Annotated in this window: 17 protein-coding genes and 1 tRNA gene; 11 read left to right on the top strand and 7 right to left on the bottom strand. The window is 23.6% G+C overall.

The features are described 5' to 3' along the window. Positions 1–9: 9 nt before the first annotated feature. The 6 genes from alaS to map form a co-directional block, all read right to left on the bottom strand. On the bottom strand, positions 10–2,505 hold the full coding sequence (gene alaS, locus ESZ_RS01365; RefSeq protein ID WP_176604993.1) for an alanine--tRNA ligase: 2,496 nt from the start codon (positions 2,503–2,505) through the stop codon (positions 10–12). A gap of 8 nt (positions 2,506–2,513) precedes the next feature. Beyond that, positions 2,514–2,595: transfer RNA gene (locus tag ESZ_RS01360), tRNA-Leu, on the bottom strand. Between the two features lie 4 nt (positions 2,596–2,599). Continuing rightward, complete coding sequence (gene secG, locus ESZ_RS01355; protein ID WP_176604992.1) at positions 2,600–2,869, bottom strand: preprotein translocase subunit SecG; 270 nt, start codon at positions 2,867–2,869, stop codon at positions 2,600–2,602. A gap of 18 nt (positions 2,870–2,887) precedes the next feature. Beyond that, entirely contained in the window at positions 2,888–4,714 is a 1,827-nt protein-coding gene (gene ftsH / locus ESZ_RS01350) for an ATP-dependent zinc metalloprotease FtsH (protein ID WP_176604991.1), read from the bottom strand. A gap of 68 nt (positions 4,715–4,782) precedes the next feature. Further along, entirely contained in the window at positions 4,783–5,259 is a 477-nt protein-coding gene (greA, locus tag ESZ_RS01345) for a transcription elongation factor GreA (RefSeq protein ID WP_176604990.1), read from the bottom strand. 9 nt (positions 5,260–5,268) lie between these two features. Beyond that, on the bottom strand, positions 5,269–6,039 hold the full coding sequence (gene map, locus ESZ_RS01340; protein ID WP_176604989.1) for a type I methionyl aminopeptidase: 771 nt from the start codon (positions 6,037–6,039) through the stop codon (positions 5,269–5,271). Positions 6,040–6,120: 81 nt separating this feature from the next. Between map and rpsB the strand changes: the two genes are divergently transcribed. The 4 genes from rpsB to rsmH all read left to right on the top strand — a co-directional run bounded on the left by rpsB (position 6,121) and on the right by rsmH (position 9,339). Continuing rightward, a complete protein-coding gene (gene rpsB / locus ESZ_RS01335; protein ID WP_176604988.1) occupies positions 6,121–6,804 on the top strand; it encodes a 30S ribosomal protein S2 in 684 nt (227 codons plus the stop codon). Positions 6,805–6,812: 8 nt separating this feature from the next. Then, on the top strand, positions 6,813–7,646 hold the full coding sequence (tsf, locus tag ESZ_RS01330) for a translation elongation factor Ts (RefSeq protein ID WP_176604987.1): 834 nt from the start codon (positions 6,813–6,815) through the stop codon (positions 7,644–7,646). A gap of 8 nt (positions 7,647–7,654) precedes the next feature. Beyond that, positions 7,655–8,209 (top strand): ribosome-recycling factor, encoded by a 555-nt coding sequence (locus tag ESZ_RS01325; RefSeq protein ID WP_176604986.1) that lies wholly within the window; start codon positions 7,655–7,657, stop codon positions 8,207–8,209. A gap of 260 nt (positions 8,210–8,469) precedes the next feature. Next, the gene (rsmH, locus tag ESZ_RS01320) at positions 8,470–9,339 is read left to right on the top strand and encodes a 16S rRNA (cytosine(1402)-N(4))-methyltransferase RsmH (protein ID WP_176604985.1); all 870 of its coding nucleotides are present in this window, start codon (positions 8,470–8,472) and stop codon (positions 9,337–9,339) included. On the opposite strand, the gene ESZ_RS01315 is transcribed toward rsmH, so the two are convergent. Continuing rightward, the gene (locus ESZ_RS01315) at positions 9,340–9,996 is read right to left on the bottom strand and encodes a hypothetical protein (protein ID WP_176604984.1); all 657 of its coding nucleotides are present in this window, start codon (positions 9,994–9,996) and stop codon (positions 9,340–9,342) included. It abuts the gene before it with no gap. Positions 9,997–10,106: 110 nt separating this feature from the next. Here ESZ_RS01315 and nosZ point away from each other — a divergent pair, with 110 nt between their 5' ends. Genes nosZ through ESZ_RS01280 form a run of 7 tightly spaced genes read left to right on the top strand, consistent with a single transcriptional unit; the run spans position 10,107 to position 17,729 of the window. Beyond that, the gene (nosZ, locus tag ESZ_RS01310; RefSeq protein ID WP_176604983.1) at positions 10,107–11,942 is read left to right on the top strand and encodes a TAT-dependent nitrous-oxide reductase; all 1,836 of its coding nucleotides are present in this window, start codon (positions 10,107–10,109) and stop codon (positions 11,940–11,942) included. A 6-nt stretch (positions 11,943–11,948) separates the two neighbouring features. Then, positions 11,949–13,979, top strand: coding sequence for a 4Fe-4S binding protein (locus tag ESZ_RS01305; RefSeq protein WP_176604982.1), 2,031 nt, complete (start codon positions 11,949–11,951; stop codon positions 13,977–13,979). Further along, positions 13,964–15,184 (top strand): NosD domain-containing protein, encoded by a 1,221-nt coding sequence (locus ESZ_RS01300; RefSeq protein ID WP_176604981.1) that lies wholly within the window; start codon positions 13,964–13,966, stop codon positions 15,182–15,184. The genes ESZ_RS01305 and ESZ_RS01300 overlap by 16 nt, the downstream gene beginning before the upstream one ends. Further along, positions 15,178–16,092 (top strand): ABC transporter ATP-binding protein, encoded by a 915-nt coding sequence (locus tag ESZ_RS01295; RefSeq protein ID WP_176604980.1) that lies wholly within the window; start codon positions 15,178–15,180, stop codon positions 16,090–16,092. Before ESZ_RS01300 ends, ESZ_RS01295 begins: the two co-directional genes overlap by 7 nt. Next, positions 16,089–16,898, top strand: a complete 810-nt coding sequence (locus ESZ_RS01290) for an ABC transporter permease subunit (protein WP_176604979.1) — start codon at positions 16,089–16,091, stop codon at positions 16,896–16,898. Before ESZ_RS01295 ends, ESZ_RS01290 begins: the two co-directional genes overlap by 4 nt. 10 nt (positions 16,899–16,908) lie before the next feature. Continuing rightward, positions 16,909–17,217: a hypothetical protein gene (locus ESZ_RS01285; RefSeq protein ID WP_176604978.1), complete on the top strand. Its 309-nt coding sequence runs from the start codon at positions 16,909–16,911 to the stop codon at positions 17,215–17,217. Then, on the top strand, positions 17,214–17,729 hold the full coding sequence (locus ESZ_RS01280) for a nitrous oxide reductase accessory protein NosL (protein WP_176604977.1): 516 nt from the start codon (positions 17,214–17,216) through the stop codon (positions 17,727–17,729). Before ESZ_RS01285 ends, ESZ_RS01280 begins: the two co-directional genes overlap by 4 nt. The last annotated feature ends 14 nt before the right edge of the window (positions 17,730–17,743 follow it).

Genomic DNA, 17,743 nt, shown 5'->3' with positions numbered 1-17,743 from the left:
TCCTCACTTTTATTTTGTGTGTTTTTGTAAATATAGCTGTACGTAGCTTATTATTTCATTGTTGTTAATTTTATTTAATATTATTCCATTTGCTATTTTTTTATTTCCATTTCCTTCGCAATGAACATTCTTCTTAATTTCATTTAATATGTCTACTGCATTAAGGCATTCTAAATCTTTTGTTAAAATAATTTTTATAATATTTTTTTCTTTATATTTAAATAAGTTAATTATTATGCTTTTTTTAAGATCTGATATTAAATTATTCAATTGTTGTATATCATTTGAATTTATATAAAATGGTATTATTTTAATATTATTATTTATAGTAATTTGATTTTTTTCAAGTTGGATTTTAGCATTTTCTAATATTAATTTTTGATTTTCTTTTTCTATATCTTTATTATTTTTTATTATTTTTTCTATTTTTTCTATTAGCGATTCTTTTTTTGTTTTTAACATAATATTTAATTTTTCTATTATATTTTCATTTTCTTCTAGTAATTTTATTATTGTGTAATTTGTTATTGCTTCAATTCTTCTTGTATTACTACCTATTCCAAATTCTTTTATTATTTTAAACAAACCTATTTCTGCTGTGCTTTTTACATGTGTGCCAGCACATAATTCTTCTGATGTATCTTCGCCTATAATTATTTTTCTGTCTTTTATTTTGTTGAATTTATTTTTTTCTTTGCTTAATGAATCTAATTTTATTTTCACTTGTAAATTTTTTTGTATGTGATTATTTATTGTATTTTCTATTTTATTTTTTTCTTCTATAGATAGAGTTTTAAAATGTATAAAATCAAATCGTAAATAATGTTCATTAATCAAAGACCCTGCTTGTTTGACATGTGCACCTAGTATTTTTTTTAACGCTGAATGAAGTAAATGTGTTGCAGAATGATTGTTAGCAATTAAATGTCGTTTATCTTCATTTATATTTGTTATTACAGAATCCCCTGTTTTAAATGATCCATTTTTCATTATGCCATAGTGTAAGTATATATTATTTATTTCTTTTGTATCTGTTACTTCAAATGTTTTTTCTGAAGCTGTTATTGTACCAGTATCACCTATTTGTCCGCCTTTTTCAGAAAAAAAAGTTGTCTCTTGGGTTATTAAAATGCCTTTTTTATTTATATTTATTTCTTTTTCTTCGTTTTTATCAATTATAATTTTCAGTATTTTAGTTTCTATGTTGTTTTTATCATATCCTAAAAATTTTGTTGGTGTTATATTTTTTATATAAGAAATATCGTCAATTTGTTTTTTCGATTTTAACTTATTTTTTAAAATGTTATTTTCAAGTTCTTTTTTAAAATCGTTTATTTCAAGTTTTATATTTGACTCTTTAGTAAAATTTTCTATTATATCTATAGGTATACCATATGTATCATATAACGTGAATAATGTTTTTCCTGATATATTTTTTTCTTTTTGTGTTATTTTTTTAATGAATTTTTTTCCATTTTTTATTGTATTCTCAAATTTTATTTCTTCATTTCTTATTATATTTTTTTTAATATTTGTATTATCTATTTTTTCATTTTTATTTAAAAAAATATCGACTAAAGTAGATAAACTTGTTTTTATTTTTAATTCTTGTTTTTTAATTATTGATCTACGTAATAGTTTTTTAAGTATATATCCTCTTCCATCATTTGATGGCATTACGTTTTCATTTATTAACATTATTGATGTTTTTATGTGATCTGTTATAATGCGTATATTTGGGTTATCTTCTTTTATATTTATTTTAAATAGATCTATTATGTTTTTTATTTTTTCTGAATAAATATCAGTTTTGAAGCTGTCAAAAACATTTTGTTTTATTGAAGCTATTCGTTCTAGTCCCATTCCGGTATCTATGTTTAGTGTATTTAATTTATTTAATTTTCCATTTTCTTTGTTAAAATTTATAAAAACTAAATTCCATATTTCTAATAGATTTTTGTTTTCGTTACTTTCATTTATGTTATAAAATATTTCACTACAAAATCCGCAAGGACCATTTTCAGCCATTTGCCAAAAATTTGTATCGTTATCACCTAGTATGATTTTATCTTTTTTAACTTGATTTAACCAGATATTTAAAACATCATCATCATTTTTATTTATTGTTATAAATATTTTATCTTTATTTAGTTCAAGAGTATGTGTTAAAAAGTTAAATGCCAAATTTATTGCTTCTTCTTTTGATACATGCTCAAATCCAAAATTTCCTAGCATTTCAAATGATGTATTATGATGTGGAGTTTTACCTATATTGTCTAAATCGTTGTGTTTTCCACCTAATCTTACACATGGTTGTATTGTTGTTATTCTCGGATATAAATATTTTTCTAAGCCCAAAAATATATTTTTGAATTGTACCATACCAGAATTTGTGAAAAGTAATGATTTGTCATTTTCTATTACAAGTGGCGATGGGTTTAATTCTTTATATTCATGTTTTTTAAAAAAATTTATAAAATTTTTTTTAATTTCATCTGTTTTCATTTTTTGTTTACCGGTGGCCGGATTTGAACCGGCACGGCATTAGCCACTGCCACCTCAAGACAGCGTGTCTACCAATTTCACCACACCGGCTTTTTTATTTTTCTATTATTTTAACTATTTCTTTTTCTTGATTATTTTTTTGCTTATTATTAGTTATGTTTATAAAAATTATTGATAATAACAATAATATAGTAAGTATTATTATTATTTTTTTTATTAATGAATTTGATTCTTTAGAGCTCATAAAATCTATATTATTATTAAATGTTGCTCCAATTTCAGAACCTTTCCCTTTGTTAATTAATATAAATGTAATTAATAATCCGGCCAAAATTATATGAAAAGTTAATAAAAAATTAAGCATATCTTTCTCATATCTTTATTAATCATTTTTTTCTGTTAAATCTTTTCCACTCATAATATCTAATATTTGATTTACATTAATTGTTTCATATTTTATTAATGCATCAGCCATTATATGCAATTTATCTATATTGTCTGTCAATATTTTTGTTGCTCTAAAATAAGCTAATGTTATTATATTTTTTATTTCTTTGTCTATAAGTTTAACAGTTTCTTCTGATATATTTTTATGACGCGTTATTTGATGACCTAAAAACACTTCTTCATCATTTTCAAATAAATTTATAGGCCCTATTTTTTCAGATAATCCCCATTTTACTACCATTTTTCTTGAAATATCTGTGGCGTGTTTTATATCATTTGCTGCCCCAGTTGTTATTTTTTCTTTTCCATATATCAGTTCTTCAGCTACTCTACCACCAAATAAGCTTGTTACTTGACTTTCTAATTGTGTTTTATTATGCAAATATTTATCATTTTTTGGTAAAAAAATAGTTACTCCTAAAGCCATTGTTCTTGGTATTATTGTTACTTTGTAAACTGGATCATGTTCTGGGCTTAAAAGACCTACTATAGTGTGGCCAGCTTCATGATAAGCTATTAATTTTTTTTCTTCTTCTGTTATCATTAGTGATTTCTTTTCTACACCCATTAAGAGTTTGTCTTTTGCTTTTTCTAGTGCTTCCATATTTACCAAAGTTTTATTTATTTTAGCTGTGTATAATGTTGATTCATTTATTAAATTTGCTAAATCAGCTCCTGAAAACCCTGGAGTGCCGCGTGCTATTAGTTCTATGTTAACATCTTTATCTATTGGAACTTTTCTTATATGTACTTTAAGTATGTCTATTCGTCCTTTCAAATCTGGTAAGTTTACAGATATTTGTCTATCGAATCTTCCTGGTCTTAGTAAAGCTGGATCTAATACATCTGGTCTATTTGTTGCAGCTATTATTATTATACCAGTATTGTCTGAAAAGCCATCCATTTCTACTAGCAATTGATTTAAAGTTTGTTCTCTTTCGTCATGGCCTCCACCTAAGCCAGCACCTCTATGCCTGCCTACAGCATCTATCTCATCTATGAAAATTATACATGGTGAATGTTTTTTTGCTTGTTCAAACATATCTCTTACTCTTGATGCTCCTACGCCTACAAACATTTCAACGAAATCTGATCCAGATATTGTGAAAAATGGTACTTTTGCTTCACCAGCTATGGCTTTCGCTAGTAATGTTTTTCCTGTTCCAGGAGGTCCTATTAATAAAATACCTTTTGGTATTTTTCCGCCTAAATTGTAAAATTTAGATGGATTTTTCAAAAATTCTATTAACTCATACGTCTCTTCTTTTGCTTCATCTACGCCAGCAACATCTTTAAATGTTATTTTAATTTTTTCGTCACTTATTAATCTTGCTTTGCTTTTCCCAAAAGACATAGCTCCTTTTCCACCACCTTGTAATTGTCGCATAAAGAATATCCAAATAGCTATAAATATTATTATTGGAAACCAACTTATAAATATGTGTAAAAGAACGCTTTGTTGTTCTGGTTGTTTGCTTTTTATATTTATGTTATATTTGTTTATCCATTCTTCATCTATAGTATATTGATCTAGCATTGTTGGAGCATATGTTGAAAAGTATTCATCATTTTTACTTATACCGTCTATTAATTGCTTGTCAATCATTATTTGTTTTATTTCACCATTTTGTATTTTTTCTATGAATTGTGAATATGTTATTTTTTTTTGATTGGTGTTATTTTGTCCAAAATTACTAAATACAAATATAAGTACAACTCCAATTACTACCCAAAGTATTATATTTTTTATTGTTTTATTCAAAATATTCTCCTTTGTTTATTTGGTTCTGAATTTTATCATATTTAAAAATTTTAATAAAATTATTTTATTTATGCATTTATTATTGCAATTATTTTATATTTTATCACACCATTTGGTAGTTCTAGATTTATAATATTACCTTCTGATTTTTGTAAGAGTGCTCTTGCTAATGGTGATTTTATTGATATTTTATTATTTTTAATATCCGCTTCATCTTCACCAACTATTTTATATTTATATTTTTTATCATCGTGCATATTGATTAATTCAATTATTGATCCAAAATAAATCTTATTATGTTGATGTATTTCTGAACTATTTATAATTTGAGCATTTATTATTTTATTTTCAAGTTCTTGTATTTTTTTTTCTAACAAATATTGTGCTTCTTTAGCAGCATGGTATTCTGCATTTTCTTTTAAATCACCATATTCACGAGCTGTTTTAATATCGTTTATTATTTTTATTCTATCTATTGTTTTTAACTTATTTAATGTTTGTTTTAATTTTTCAAAACCTTCTTGTGTTATTGGGTTTTTTTCCATTTGTTACTCCTAATAAAAAAATTCATTTTTTCTTAATGTTAATATTTCATAACTATTTTCAGTTACTAAAATTGTATGTTCCCATTGTGCAGATAAAGATTTATCTTGAGTTAGTACGGTCCATCCATCTTTAGAAAGTATGGTTTTCCCATCACCTGTTGTTAGTATTGGTTCTATAGTAAAAATCATACCGGTATATATTTTTATTTTATTTTTATCATTTTTATAATGTAATATATACGGATCTTCATGTAAATTTTTTCCTATGCCATGGCCACAATATTCTTTTATTATTTTGTAATTATATTTTTCAGCATGTGATTCTATTGTTTTTCCTATTATGCTTAAGTTTTCATTGTGTTTTATTTTTTTAACCGCATTATATAAACATTCTTGAGTTATTTTAATTAGGTTTTTAGCTTCATTTGAAATATTGCCTATTGTAAACATTTTACTTGTATCGCCATAATATCCATTTTTCATTATCGTTACATCTATGTTTATAATATCACCATTTTTCAATATTTTTTCATTTGGTATTCCGTGACACACTTCTTCGTTAACTGAGATGCATACAGATTTTGGAAATCCATTATAATTTAGTGATGCTGGATATGCTTTTAATTCATTTGTTATATATTTATGACAAATATTATTTATGTGGTTTGTTGTTACACCATCTATTATGTGTTCTTCTATCATTTCCAAAACTTTTGCTGCTAAATTGCAAGCATTTTTAATTTTGTTTATTTCAATTTTTTTTTTAATATAATTTTTCATTTTAATTTCACTTTTTTATTTTTTTTTTGTATCATAGTAATATGAAAAAAAAATTTTTATTTTTTGTTCGAGGATTTTTTTATGAACAATATTCCTATATCAGATTTATTTAATTCTAAGGTTCATTTTGGACATTTAAAACGTTTTGTGTCTCCAAAAATGTTTAAGTATATTTATTGTATGAATAATAAAATTAGTATAATTAATCTTGATTTAACATTAAAAATGTTGAATGAGGCTTTAGTTTTTGTTGGAAATGTTATAAAAAATAATGGAGTTATTTTATTTGTTGGCACTAAAAAACAAGCTAGAAAATTGATTAAAGAATATGCAGAAAAAATGAATATGCCGTATGTTAATTTTCGTTGGTTAGGTGGTTTATTAACAAATTATAAAACTATTAAAAATTCCATAGATAAGTTAAAAGAATTAGAAATTAAATTAAGTTCTAATAATGAAAATAAGTTTACAAAGAAAGAAGGTTTAATTTTAAATAGAAAATTAAATAAATTGAAGTTAAGTTTAGAGGGCATTAGAAATATGGATAAATTACCAGATGTTTTATTCATAATTGATGTTAATTATGAGTCAATAGCATTATTGGAAGCTAATAGATTGTCTATTCCTGTGATAGGAATTGTAGATACTAATAGTAATCCTGACTTGGTTACATATGTTATACCTGGCAATGATGATTCTACAGATGCTATAAAATTTTATTTAGAAACTTTTTATAATTTTATTATTTTCAGTAAAAAGATTTAAGGTATTTTATGTCAGATTTTTTAAATAATGTTAAAAAATTAAGAGAATTAACAGGTATAAGTATAATTGATTGTAAAAAGGCTTTATTAGAGTCAAATAATGATGTTGATTTAGCCGTCATATATTTAAGAAAGAGTGGTGCATCAATAATGGAAAGTAAATCTAATAGACAAGCTAATAATGGTGTAATATCTATTTTTATTGATGAAAGTAAACATGATGGTGTAATGCTAGAAGTTAACTGCGAAACAGACTTTGTGGCTAAATCTTCAGATTTTTTAGATTATGTTGATAAATTATGTAAATATTTTGTTTCTAATGATTTTTTAGGTAAAAATTTTATTATGAATGATGATAAAATAGTTTTAAATAAAGAATTGAATGATTTAAAAATTGATTTAATTTTAAAATTAAGAGAAAACTTAATTTTAAAGCGCGTTGTTAAATTTTTTTCTCAAAGTAATTTTTTATTTAGTTATTTACATTTTGATAATAAACTTGGTGTTATTTTGAATATTGATAAAGATGATAATTTTTTAGCAAAAGAAATTTTAATTCAAATAGCGTCTATGAAGCCCAAATATTTGAATATTTTTAATATTCCAGAAGATGAATTATTATCTGAAAAACAAATATCTTTTGATAAACTTAAAAATAAATATCCAGAAAAAAGTTTAGACTTGTTAACTAAAATGGTTGATGGTCAAATAAATAAATTTTACAGTGATAACGTATTGTTAGAGCAAGATTTTGTTAAAGATAATAAGAAAAAACTTAAACAAGTTATAGCTTCTAGATGTAATATTATTTCTTTTACAACTTTTTGTTTAGGTAATAGTTAGGTATATTTATGTTAAATGATTTTTTTGCACTTATGGAAGATAAGTTAAAAAAAAGTATTGAGCTTTTGAAAATTGAATTTTCTAAAATGGTTCTTAATAAGGTTAATTTTAATTTAGTTAGAGCTTTATTTATTATTTATAATGGAGATAAACTATTTTTTGATGATATTTCTGTTATGACTATTGAATCTGGTAATATTTTATTTATTAAGCCTTTTGAAAAAAATCATATAAATTTGATGTGTAATGAAATTATAAAATTAAAAATGGATTTGAATCCAAGTGTTGTTGGTGATTCTATTAAGGTTGTTTTTCCTATTGTTACCACTGATCGTAGACAATTTTTTTTAAAGAAAGTTAAACAGATAAGTGAAGATACAAAAGTTTCTATGCGTAATATTAGAAAGCATATAACTCAAGATGTTAAATTTTTTTTAAAATCTAATAAAATTTCAGAGGATGATGAAAAAAAATTTTTTTTAAGATTACAAAAGATATTTGATTTATATATAGATACTATAGATGTTATGATAAAAAAAAAAGAAAAAGATTTATTAGGTTAGGTGTTTAGAATTAGTGGGTATTTTTTTATTATTTTATAGTTTTTTTGTTTTATTCAAAATTAAATTTTTTTATTTAAAATATTTGTTTTTTTGTTTATTTGTTGTGGATTTTTTATTTTTATTTTTTATAGAAAGATTTTTATTTTTTGTAGAGAAATTTTTATTTTTTATTTATTTATTTAATTTTTTGTTTTTATTTTTCTTGTTTTTATTTTTTGTTTATTTAATTTTTTATTTTTTATTTTTTAATTGAAAAATTTATGCATATTCCTGTTATGTTAAATGAAGTGCTAAAAGGATTGGATATTATTTCAAATGGCATTTATTTTGATTGTACATTTGGAACAGGTGGACATTCTTTTGTTGTGTCTAAATTTTTGAATAGACATGCTTCTTTAAAAATGATAGATAAAGATTTATCTAACTTTTTTATATTTGGAAAAAAATTTTTTTTTATTAAAAAGAAATTTTTTTTTTATAAATGTGCTTTTGATGAAATTTCAGATATTATTTATGACAATAATTTATTTGGAAAAGTTAATGGTATTTTAGTTGATTTTGGTATATCTAATTATCAATTATTAGATTTTAACAGAGGCTTTGGATTTAAAACAGATGGATTTTTAGATATGCGGTTAGATTTAAATCAAAATATTAGAGCTGTTGATTGGTTTAATTTTGCTAGTTTAGATGAATTGGTGATTGTTTTTAGTTTTATTGATAATTTAAAGCTTTCTAAAGCTATTGTAAGTGAGATTTTATTTTTTAGAAAAAAAAATAAAATAAGAACTTCGGATGATTTTTATAAAATTTTATTTAAAGTTTGTAGTTCTAGTAAAAATTATATGAATTATTTTAATAAAATATATCAAGCAGTAAGAATTTTTATAAATAATGATATGTCTGTTTTGTTTTCATTTTTAAGAAATATTTTCGACTCGCTTAGTTCTTCTGGCGTTTTATTGTTTATTAGCTTTAATTCACTAGAAGATAAGATAATTAAAAATTTTTTCAAAAATAATTCTTTAGTTTTGAAATCTTTCGTTAATTTTATTAAGCCATCTATAGAAGAATTAAATAATAATTATTCTTCTAGAAGTGCTATTATGCGTTTTTTTATAAAAAAATAATTAAGCTATTATTATTTTATTTTTTATATTTTTTTTAAATATGAATTTAAAAACTTTTGTTAAGTCGGAAATCTTTTTAAGATTTGTATTTTTTTTGAATGGGTATATATTTTTTTTATAATTTAGCTTTATGTTTTCTGTTGATACACAATTCACATTTATATTATTTTTGTTAATATTATTCATTAATTCTATTAAAAATTTATTTATACATGATTTTATAGTTAAAAAATCATTTTTTTCAGTCTTTTCTTTATGAATTAAAATTATTATTTTAACATTATTTTTTTGATTAAAAAACATTTTTAATAAATTTACAACATGTTCTATGTCATTTTTCAATGTATTAATAAATTCTTCATTGTTAATATTTTGAAATGTTTTTGCGTATTTAGGTTCTTTAGTATCTATTATTATTTTTTTAATTTCGTTTAAATGTTTTGTAGTTATTTCTAAAAAAATTGATTTTTCTTTTTCATAATTTTTTTCTTCAAGATTAATTGGATATATAATAATTTTATTATTATTTTTCATTATTTTTTCTAAATTAAAAATATTTTTATTAAGTAAAATAATTTTTTCTTTTATATTTTTACTTAAGTTTGTTATTATTTTTTCATTTTCGCTTGATACTATTATACTGTTAATTTTTTTCATATATTTTTTTTTAAAATCTTAAGGTTTTTTTAAAAATTGTGTATTATATAAATACTAATATTAAATATATTGAATATATTTAATATTAAGTATTTTATTGGAGAAAGTAAATGAATAAAAATAATTTAGTTATGTCAAAAGATAGACGTAGTTTTCTTAGAAAAACTTTAGGCGTAAGTGTTGCAGCTGCAGCAGTTTATTTTGCATCTGGCGCTATGAACGTTGTGAAAGCAGCTAGTAAGAAGAAAGTTGTTAGCCATGTAGTTAATCCTGGTGAATTAGATAAATATTATGGTTTTTGGTCTTCAGGGCAATCTGGAGAGGTAAGGGTTCTTGCTGTTCCATCTATGAGAGAACTTAAGTTAATTCCTTGTTTTAATTATGATTGCACTAATGGTTGGGGCATTACTAATTATAGCAAGCAAATATTGAAAGGTTATACTGTTGGAGATACACATCATCTTCATTTATCTTATAACAATGGGACTTATGATGGTAAATTTGGATTTATAAATGATAAATCTACAGGAAGAGTTGCTAGAGTAAGATTAGATGTTATGGAAACAGATGCTATAACAAAAGTTCCATATGCTCAAGGTACACATGGATTATTTACATCTAGACATAAATTAGATGCTGTTTTTTGTAATAGTGAGTTTGCCATTCCATTACCTAATGATGGTAGAGATATAGAAAATCCTGATAAATATGTTGCATTACATACATGCATAGATGCTAAAACAATGAAAGTAAGATGGCAAGTTATGATAGATGGTAATTTGGATTTATGTGCAACAGATTATCAAGGTAAGTATTCAATGGGTACTTGTTATAATTCTGAAGAAGGTGTTTTGTTAGAAGATATGATGTCTGCTGATAGAGATCATTTAACAGTATTTAATTTAGAAAAAATAGAAGAAGCAGTGAATCAAGGTAAGGGTATAAAATTTAAAGAGTCTGATGCTCCTATAATTGATGGTAGAGGTAAAAATCCTTATGTTTTATATATACCTGTGCCAAAAAATCCTCATGGTGTAAATATATCTCCAGATGGCAAATATGCTATATGTTCAGGTAAATTATCACCAACAGCTTCTGTAATATCTATAGAAAAAATTGCAGATGCTTTTGCTGGAAAAATTGCCCCTAAAGATTGTATATTGGCTGAACCTGAATTAGGGTTAGGACCATTACATACAGCTTTTGATGGAAGAGGTAATTGTTATACAACATTATTCTTAGATTCTATGGTTTGTATGTGGAATATAGATAAAGCCATAAAGGGTGATAAAGATTATTTAATTCAAAAATTAGATGTTCATTATCAACCAGGTCATATAAATGCATCTATGAGTGAAACTAAAGATGCTGACGGCAATTATGTTGTTTCTTTGAACAAATTTTCTAAAGATAGATTTTTACCTGTAGGTCCATCATATCCAGATAATGATCAGTTGATAGGTATATCTGAAGGTAGAATGAAATTATTACATGATGGTCCAGTAGCACCTGAACCACATGATGCTTTGATTGTTAATAGATCTTTAATAAAAACAGTGAAAATTTGGAATATAAATGATAGAAAATTTGCTTATGAACGTAAATTAGTCCAAGATTTAGGGTTAGAATTTGGTGCTAATAAAATTGTTAGAAAGGATGATAAAGTTTTTGCAATTATGTCTAGCATAGCTCCAAATTATGGATTAAAAGTTATAGATGTAAATTTAGGTGATGAAGTTACAATTGTTCAAACTAATTTAGATAAAGTTGAAGATTTAACTCATGGATTTTGTTTGAGTGAACATAATTTGAATTTTGGTGTTTCGCCAGGAGAAACTGCATCTGTTACATTTAGAGCAACTAGAAGAGGTGTTTTTTGGTATTATTGCACATGGTTCTGTCATGCATTGCATTTGGAAATGAGAGGAAGATTGTTAGTTCATTAGAATAAAATGATTTTAGCTTTTTTCATTGACAAGTTTTTGAGCCTTATTTTAAAAATAAGGCTCATTTTTTTGCTATTAAGTATATATATTTTTTGTAATGTAAATGCTGCTTATTTATCTTTAGATAATGGTAATATTTCTTGTTTTGAAAGGGATTGTTATTTTAAGCTTGAAAATAATACTAAGCTTTTAGTTAGTTCTAAAGATAATAGAGTTTTAGAGCTTTTTACTGAAGATGTACATGGAAAAGATAAACTTATTAGCTATTTATTTTATACTACGGATATTGTTAGTGTAGTAGCGTATTCCGGTAAGCCTTTAGAAATTTTAATATCATTATCTTTAAATGGAATTATTAATGATTTAAAATTAGTTAAACATAGCGAACCAATTTTATTAACAGGCATTCCTATTGAAAAATTATTGGAAGCTGTTGCATTTTATAAAGGTAAGAATGTTGAAGAAAAATTAGCTATAGGTGAAGACGTTACTGGTGGTGTTAGTATACCTATAATAGCTGGAGCTACAGTTACTTCTTTAATTTTACATGAAACTATTTTAGAGTCTGCTAGAGAAATTGCTTTTAAATTTGGTATTATAGAAAACTCATTTTCTGAAGGCGGATTAAATGATAAATTTAAAAAATATTCTTGGAATGATTTATTATCAATAAAGGCTGTTAAACATTATGCTTTGGATCAGTTTTTAAATGTTGTTAGCAAAAGTGAAAGCGAGAATTTGTTGGTTGATATTTATTTTTCTGATTTAACTCATCAATCTATTGGTAAAAATTTGCTTGGGGTTGATTATTACGATGATTTATTTAATGATTTTGAAGGAAAGTCTGTCATTCTTATATTAAATAATGGAACATGGAGCTTTAAGGGCAGTGGTTTTGTTAGAGGCGGTATTTTTGATAGGTTTAGAATAGAGCAGGATGGTAATATTTTTACTTTTAGAGATAGTGATTTTAAAAATGTTTATAATTTAAATTTAATTGATATAGATGATTACAGAGAAAGTGGTATTTTTGTTATTAATAATTCTAAATATAAACCTTGGAAATCATGGAATTTAATTTTATTATTAAATTATAAAACTTTTTCTATAGAATATAAAATTCCTGAAGTATTTTTAATTGATAAGACTAACAAGATAATTGAACATTGGCATTCTAAAATTTTTAATATATCTTTGCTATGTTCTTTATGGATTTTCGTTGTATTTGTTTTCATATTTAGAGATGTAATTTCTAAAAATAATTTTTACTTATCAATTATTTATAATTTTATTTTGTTATTAGATGTATATATAATAGGCGTTTTATTACGTGGGCAACCATCTGTTGTTAATCTTTATGCAATAAAAAAACTCGATGTTTTTTTATATGATCCATATTTGTGCGTTGGATGGATAATGATTTTATCAACAATACTTATTTGGGGAAAATCTATTTTTTGTGGATGGGTTTGTCCTTTTGGAGCTTTGCAAGAAATTTTGTTTAAAGTTAGATCTCTTATTTTTAATGATCGTAGTTTAGAATTTAGTGATAGGTTTTTTAATAAAATACGTTATTTACGTTATTTAATTTTATTTTTTTTAATTTTTATAGCTATTTATAAGGGCGTTGCTACTGCTGAGTTATATTCAGAAGTTGAACCATTTAAAACTATTTGGAGTGTTGGAATATTTAACAGGCCATGGTATATATCATTTTATACACTTTCATTATTAATAATAAGTGTTTTCATGTATAGGTTTTTTTGCAGAATTTTATGTCCACTTGGTGCGTTTTTATCTGCTTTATCATTTTTAACTATTTTTAGATTGAAAAGAAGAAATTCCTGTGGTGCTTGTCAAAAATGTGGTAAAACTTGTAATTCTAAAGCCATAGGCGATGATGGAAAGATAGACCCTAAAGAATGTTTTGGTTGTTTTACATGTGTTAATAACATGTATAATAATAAAGTTTGTCCACCACTTATTAGTAAAAAAGTTTGGGATAAATATGAGACAGGTGTATGGATAAAATACTAATTTTTATATTTATTTTTTTCTTTTTCAATGTTAGTGCTAATTCAAATAAGCATGTTCATAATTCATATGATTTATTATTAGCACTTACTAATTCTAAAAATGGTGAGTCTATTATTTTAGAGTCTGGCGTATATGTTGGTAATTTTGTTATTAATAAATCTATAAATTTTATTTCTAATGGCAACGTTGTTTTAACGTCTGGTGGTGTTGGCAACATTCTTACAATAGAAAGTTCTAATGTTAATGTTAAGGGGATATTATTTTATAACAGCGGTAAAGATATGTCTGTATCTGATTCGTGTATTTTTATAAATGGTAGTAATGTTAACATTATTAATAACTTTTTTTCTGAATGTGGGTTTTCTTTATGGTCAAATGAATCAACATGTAATTATTTTTTTAATAATATTTTTATAGGTGGATTTGATGATATTTTATCAGATAGAGGTAATACATTACATTTATATAGGAATATTAATTCTGTTATAGCTGATAATTTCATTATTAATGGTAGAGATGGTGTTTATATAACTAATTCCAATGAAGTTTCTATAAATAGAAATATTTTTACTAATGTTAGATTTGGAATACATTATATGTTTAGTAATAAATGTAATGTTGTTTCTAATATAGTATGTGATTCTATGATAGGCATAGCTGTTATGTATTCCAAATATGTTGATTTAATAAATAATTTTGCATATTCTAATGTTACTCATGGATTGTTTTTCAGAGATGTTTTGTACAGTAGAATTTTAAGAAATAAATCTTTGTATAATAAAGATGGTGTTTTATTTGGAGATAGTTATTTTAATGATGTTATTAATAATGACATTATTAAAAATAATGTTGGTATGAAAGTTTATAGTGGTAGTGATGATAATTTGGTTTATGATAATAATTTCATAAGTAATAATTTACAGGTTCAATTTTTAGATAATAGAAAAATTGTTTGGAATTCTAATAGTATAGGTAATTTTTGGTCTAATTATGTTGGATGGGATTTAAATTTTGATGGAATTGGTGATAAAAAGTTTTATGTTACTAATATTAGTGATTGGATTTTATCGTCTTATCCTATTTTAAAAATTATGTTTAATAGTCCAGCATTGGTTTTGTTACAAAAGATAGAAAATCAATTTCCATCTTTTAGAAAGTTTTCTATTATTGATAATTATCCTTTAATGAGGCCAATTATATGGTAAGTGAAAATTCTATAGAATTAAAAAATGTTGAATTTTTTTATAAAAAAAATGTTTTTATTTTAAAAAAATTAAGTGCTAAGATTTTAGGTGGTAGAATAACGGCTTTATTAGGCATAAATGGATCTGGTAAAACTACTTTATTTAAAATTTTGACTGGTTTGTATAATCCTAGTTTTGGGAATTTTTACTATAATAATGTTAATATTAATAATGATACTATTCTTTTTTATAAAAAAGAGTTAGGCTTTATGCCTGAATTTTTGCAATTATATAAAGATATGTATGTTAGAGATGTTTTATGTTTTTTTGCCGAATTAAAGGGATATTATAATATTAATTTTGATGAAATTTTGAGCACTGTTTTTTTATTAGAGCATTCAAATAAAAAAGTAAAAGCGTTATCTAAGGGAATGAAACAGAGATTAAATTTAGCTCAAGCTATTATAGGCAATCCAAAGGTAGTTTTATTTGATGAGCCTTCTAATGGTTTTGATTGCGGTAGCATAACTATGTTTTATAGCATTTTAAGGAAATTAGCAGATAATGGAACCATAGTTTTAATATCTAGTCATCATTTAACTGAAATATATGGTAATGTTGATAATGTGCTTATTTTGTCTAATGGTGTGATTATAAAAGAATTTGATATTAATTCATTTGATTATGATGATAGTTTTTTATTTAAAGAAGTTTATATAAGAATTGAGTTTTTAAATGATGTTATTTTATCTTTATTAAGTAAGCAATTTCCAAAATTTAATGTTAAAAATAATAACATTGTATATGGTAGGGCTAATAATAAATCTATTTTAGATTTAATTTTATTTCTTTTGGATATGCAAATATTTATTAAAGATATTAGAATCGATAATAAAATTTTAGAGGACATGTTGTTAAATTTATCATGAATATTAATAATGCTTATGTAATAGCAAAAAAAGAATTTGGTTTCAATATTAAAAATCATTGGTTTTTGTTGTCATCTGTTATTTTTTGTTTTTTGAATTTTATAATAATTTATTTTGGTGAAATAATTTCTGGTGATTATTCTCAAACGGACATAAGATCTTTGTCTTTATCTATTATACATTTGCAAATGTATCTTATACCGTTATTTTCTTTCATTTTGTCTTATGATGCAATTTTATCAGAAAGGGAATCTGGCGTATTAGATCTTATTTTATCTTATAGAGTAACTTTATTAGAAGTTATGTTTGGCAAACTTTTGGGTAATTGTATTGTTTTTACAATATCATTTTTATTGGGTTTTTTACCTGTATTTTTATATCTTTATTTTTTAGGTATTAAATTTTTAGTTTTATTTAAATTTGTTTTAGTTTCAATTTGGTTAAGTTTTATATTTAATTCTTTTGCTTTGTACGTTTCAAATTCATCAAAAGATAGAACTTTTGTTATTTTATTAAGTATTTTTATTTGGCTATTTTTTATTTTTGTTTATGACATTATTTTTACTTTTTTCGTTGTTTTATTTTATGGTTCTATTTCTAATTATTTTTTGAATTTTTTATTATTTTTCAATCCAGCAGAAATGTTTAGATTAATTTCTATATTTTATTTTATACCAAATGATATTACTGATTTATTTGGAATAAATGTTAGTTCTTTTAATAACTTTTATGTATGTTTATCCATGTTTATTTGGGTTGTGTTTGTTTTTTTTAGTTTTTTATTTTTTTATTTTGAGAAAAAATAAAGAGGAATTTATGGTATCTGATGATGAATTTTTTTTGAAAAGTAAATCTTATAAATATTTTAGCGCTGAAATGAAAGAAAATAAAATAATTAGAGATACTTTAATTGCATTTGAGGAAGTTTTAAATATTAAAAAAAATATTAGAAGTATTTATAATACAGATGATCCAGAAAAAGTTAATATGCTTATTGGCACAACTGTTAATGGTGTTATCGTAACAAAAAAAGATTTTGATTATGTTTTGCTAATTTATAATACTTATAATGGTTTATATGATAAATGTAAAAAATTGTTAAGTGATGGTGTAACAGATATATGAGAATTTTCTATTTTTTAATTTTTTTGTGTATTTTATTTTTTTTAAATTTTTTTTTATTTAAGAAAGGACCGTATGATTCAAAACCACATGATTTATCAAGAAGTGAAATATGCGCAAATGATAGCATGATTATAGTTAATTATAATGGGCCAAAAGCGCAAATTGTGTGGAAAGATAGTAAAAGGTCATTTTATTGTGAAGTTAGAGAAGCTTTTTATGATAGCTTAGATAGAGTTAGAGGTAAACAGGTTTTAGCGTTTTATGTTCAGGATTTTTCTAATATAGAATGGGGTTCTTATGTAGATAAGTGGATTTTAGCATCAGATGCGTTTTATGTAATAGATAGTAATAAGGATGGAGCTATGGGTTTAACATATGTTCCTTTTAGTAATTATGAGTTTGCCAATATTTTTTTTAATTTATATGGTGGTAAAATAGTTAAATTTAGTGATATAGATACTAATGTATTGTCTATAAGTAGTAATTTGTTAAAAAACAGGGCTATTAATTGACTTAATTTATGCAA

Source organism: Candidatus Azoamicus ciliaticola (assembly GCF_902860225.1).
GTDB classification, from domain to species: Bacteria; Pseudomonadota; Gammaproteobacteria; order UBA6186; family Azoamicaceae; genus Azoamicus; species Azoamicus ciliaticola.
Note: the sequence above shows the minus strand (reverse complement) of the source record. Positions and strands in the feature narration are given on the sequence as shown.

What these genes read in the sequence shown, in the direction of transcription:
- ESZ_RS01280 (WP_176604977.1), top strand. Translation starts at nt 17,214, where the DNA reads ATGAGAATTTTCTATTTTTTAATTTTTTTGTGTATTTTATTTTTTTTA.
- greA (WP_176604990.1), bottom strand. Translation starts at nt 5,259, where the DNA reads ATGGAAAAAAACCCAATAACACAAGAAGGTTTTGAAAAATTAAAACAA.
- ESZ_RS01315 (WP_176604984.1), bottom strand. Translation starts at nt 9,996, where the DNA reads ATGAAAAAAATTAACAGTATAATAGTATCAAGCGAAAATGAAAAAATA.
- ESZ_RS01285 (WP_176604978.1), top strand. Translation starts at nt 16,909, where the DNA reads ATGGTATCTGATGATGAATTTTTTTTGAAAAGTAAATCTTATAAATAT.
- ESZ_RS01300 (WP_176604981.1), top strand. Translation starts at nt 13,964, where the DNA reads ATGGATAAAATACTAATTTTTATATTTATTTTTTTCTTTTTCAATGTT.
- ESZ_RS01290 (WP_176604979.1), top strand. Translation starts at nt 16,089, where the DNA reads ATGAATATTAATAATGCTTATGTAATAGCAAAAAAAGAATTTGGTTTC.
- rpsB (WP_176604988.1), top strand. Translation starts at nt 6,121, where the DNA reads ATGAACAATATTCCTATATCAGATTTATTTAATTCTAAGGTTCATTTT.
- alaS (WP_176604993.1), bottom strand. Translation starts at nt 2,505, where the DNA reads ATGAAAACAGATGAAATTAAAAAAAATTTTATAAATTTTTTTAAAAAA.
- rsmH (WP_176604985.1), top strand. Translation starts at nt 8,470, where the DNA reads ATGCATATTCCTGTTATGTTAAATGAAGTGCTAAAAGGATTGGATATT.
- tsf (WP_176604987.1), top strand. Translation starts at nt 6,813, where the DNA reads ATGTCAGATTTTTTAAATAATGTTAAAAAATTAAGAGAATTAACAGGT.
- secG (WP_176604992.1), bottom strand. Translation starts at nt 2,869, where the DNA reads ATGCTTAATTTTTTATTAACTTTTCATATAATTTTGGCCGGATTATTA.
- map (WP_176604989.1), bottom strand. Translation starts at nt 6,039, where the DNA reads ATGAAAAATTATATTAAAAAAAAAATTGAAATAAACAAAATTAAAAAT.
- ESZ_RS01325 (WP_176604986.1), top strand. Translation starts at nt 7,655, where the DNA reads ATGTTAAATGATTTTTTTGCACTTATGGAAGATAAGTTAAAAAAAAGT.
- ESZ_RS01295 (WP_176604980.1), top strand. Translation starts at nt 15,178, where the DNA reads ATGGTAAGTGAAAATTCTATAGAATTAAAAAATGTTGAATTTTTTTAT.
- nosZ (WP_176604983.1), top strand. Translation starts at nt 10,107, where the DNA reads ATGAATAAAAATAATTTAGTTATGTCAAAAGATAGACGTAGTTTTCTT.
- ESZ_RS01305 (WP_176604982.1), top strand. Translation starts at nt 11,949, where the DNA reads ATGATTTTAGCTTTTTTCATTGACAAGTTTTTGAGCCTTATTTTAAAA.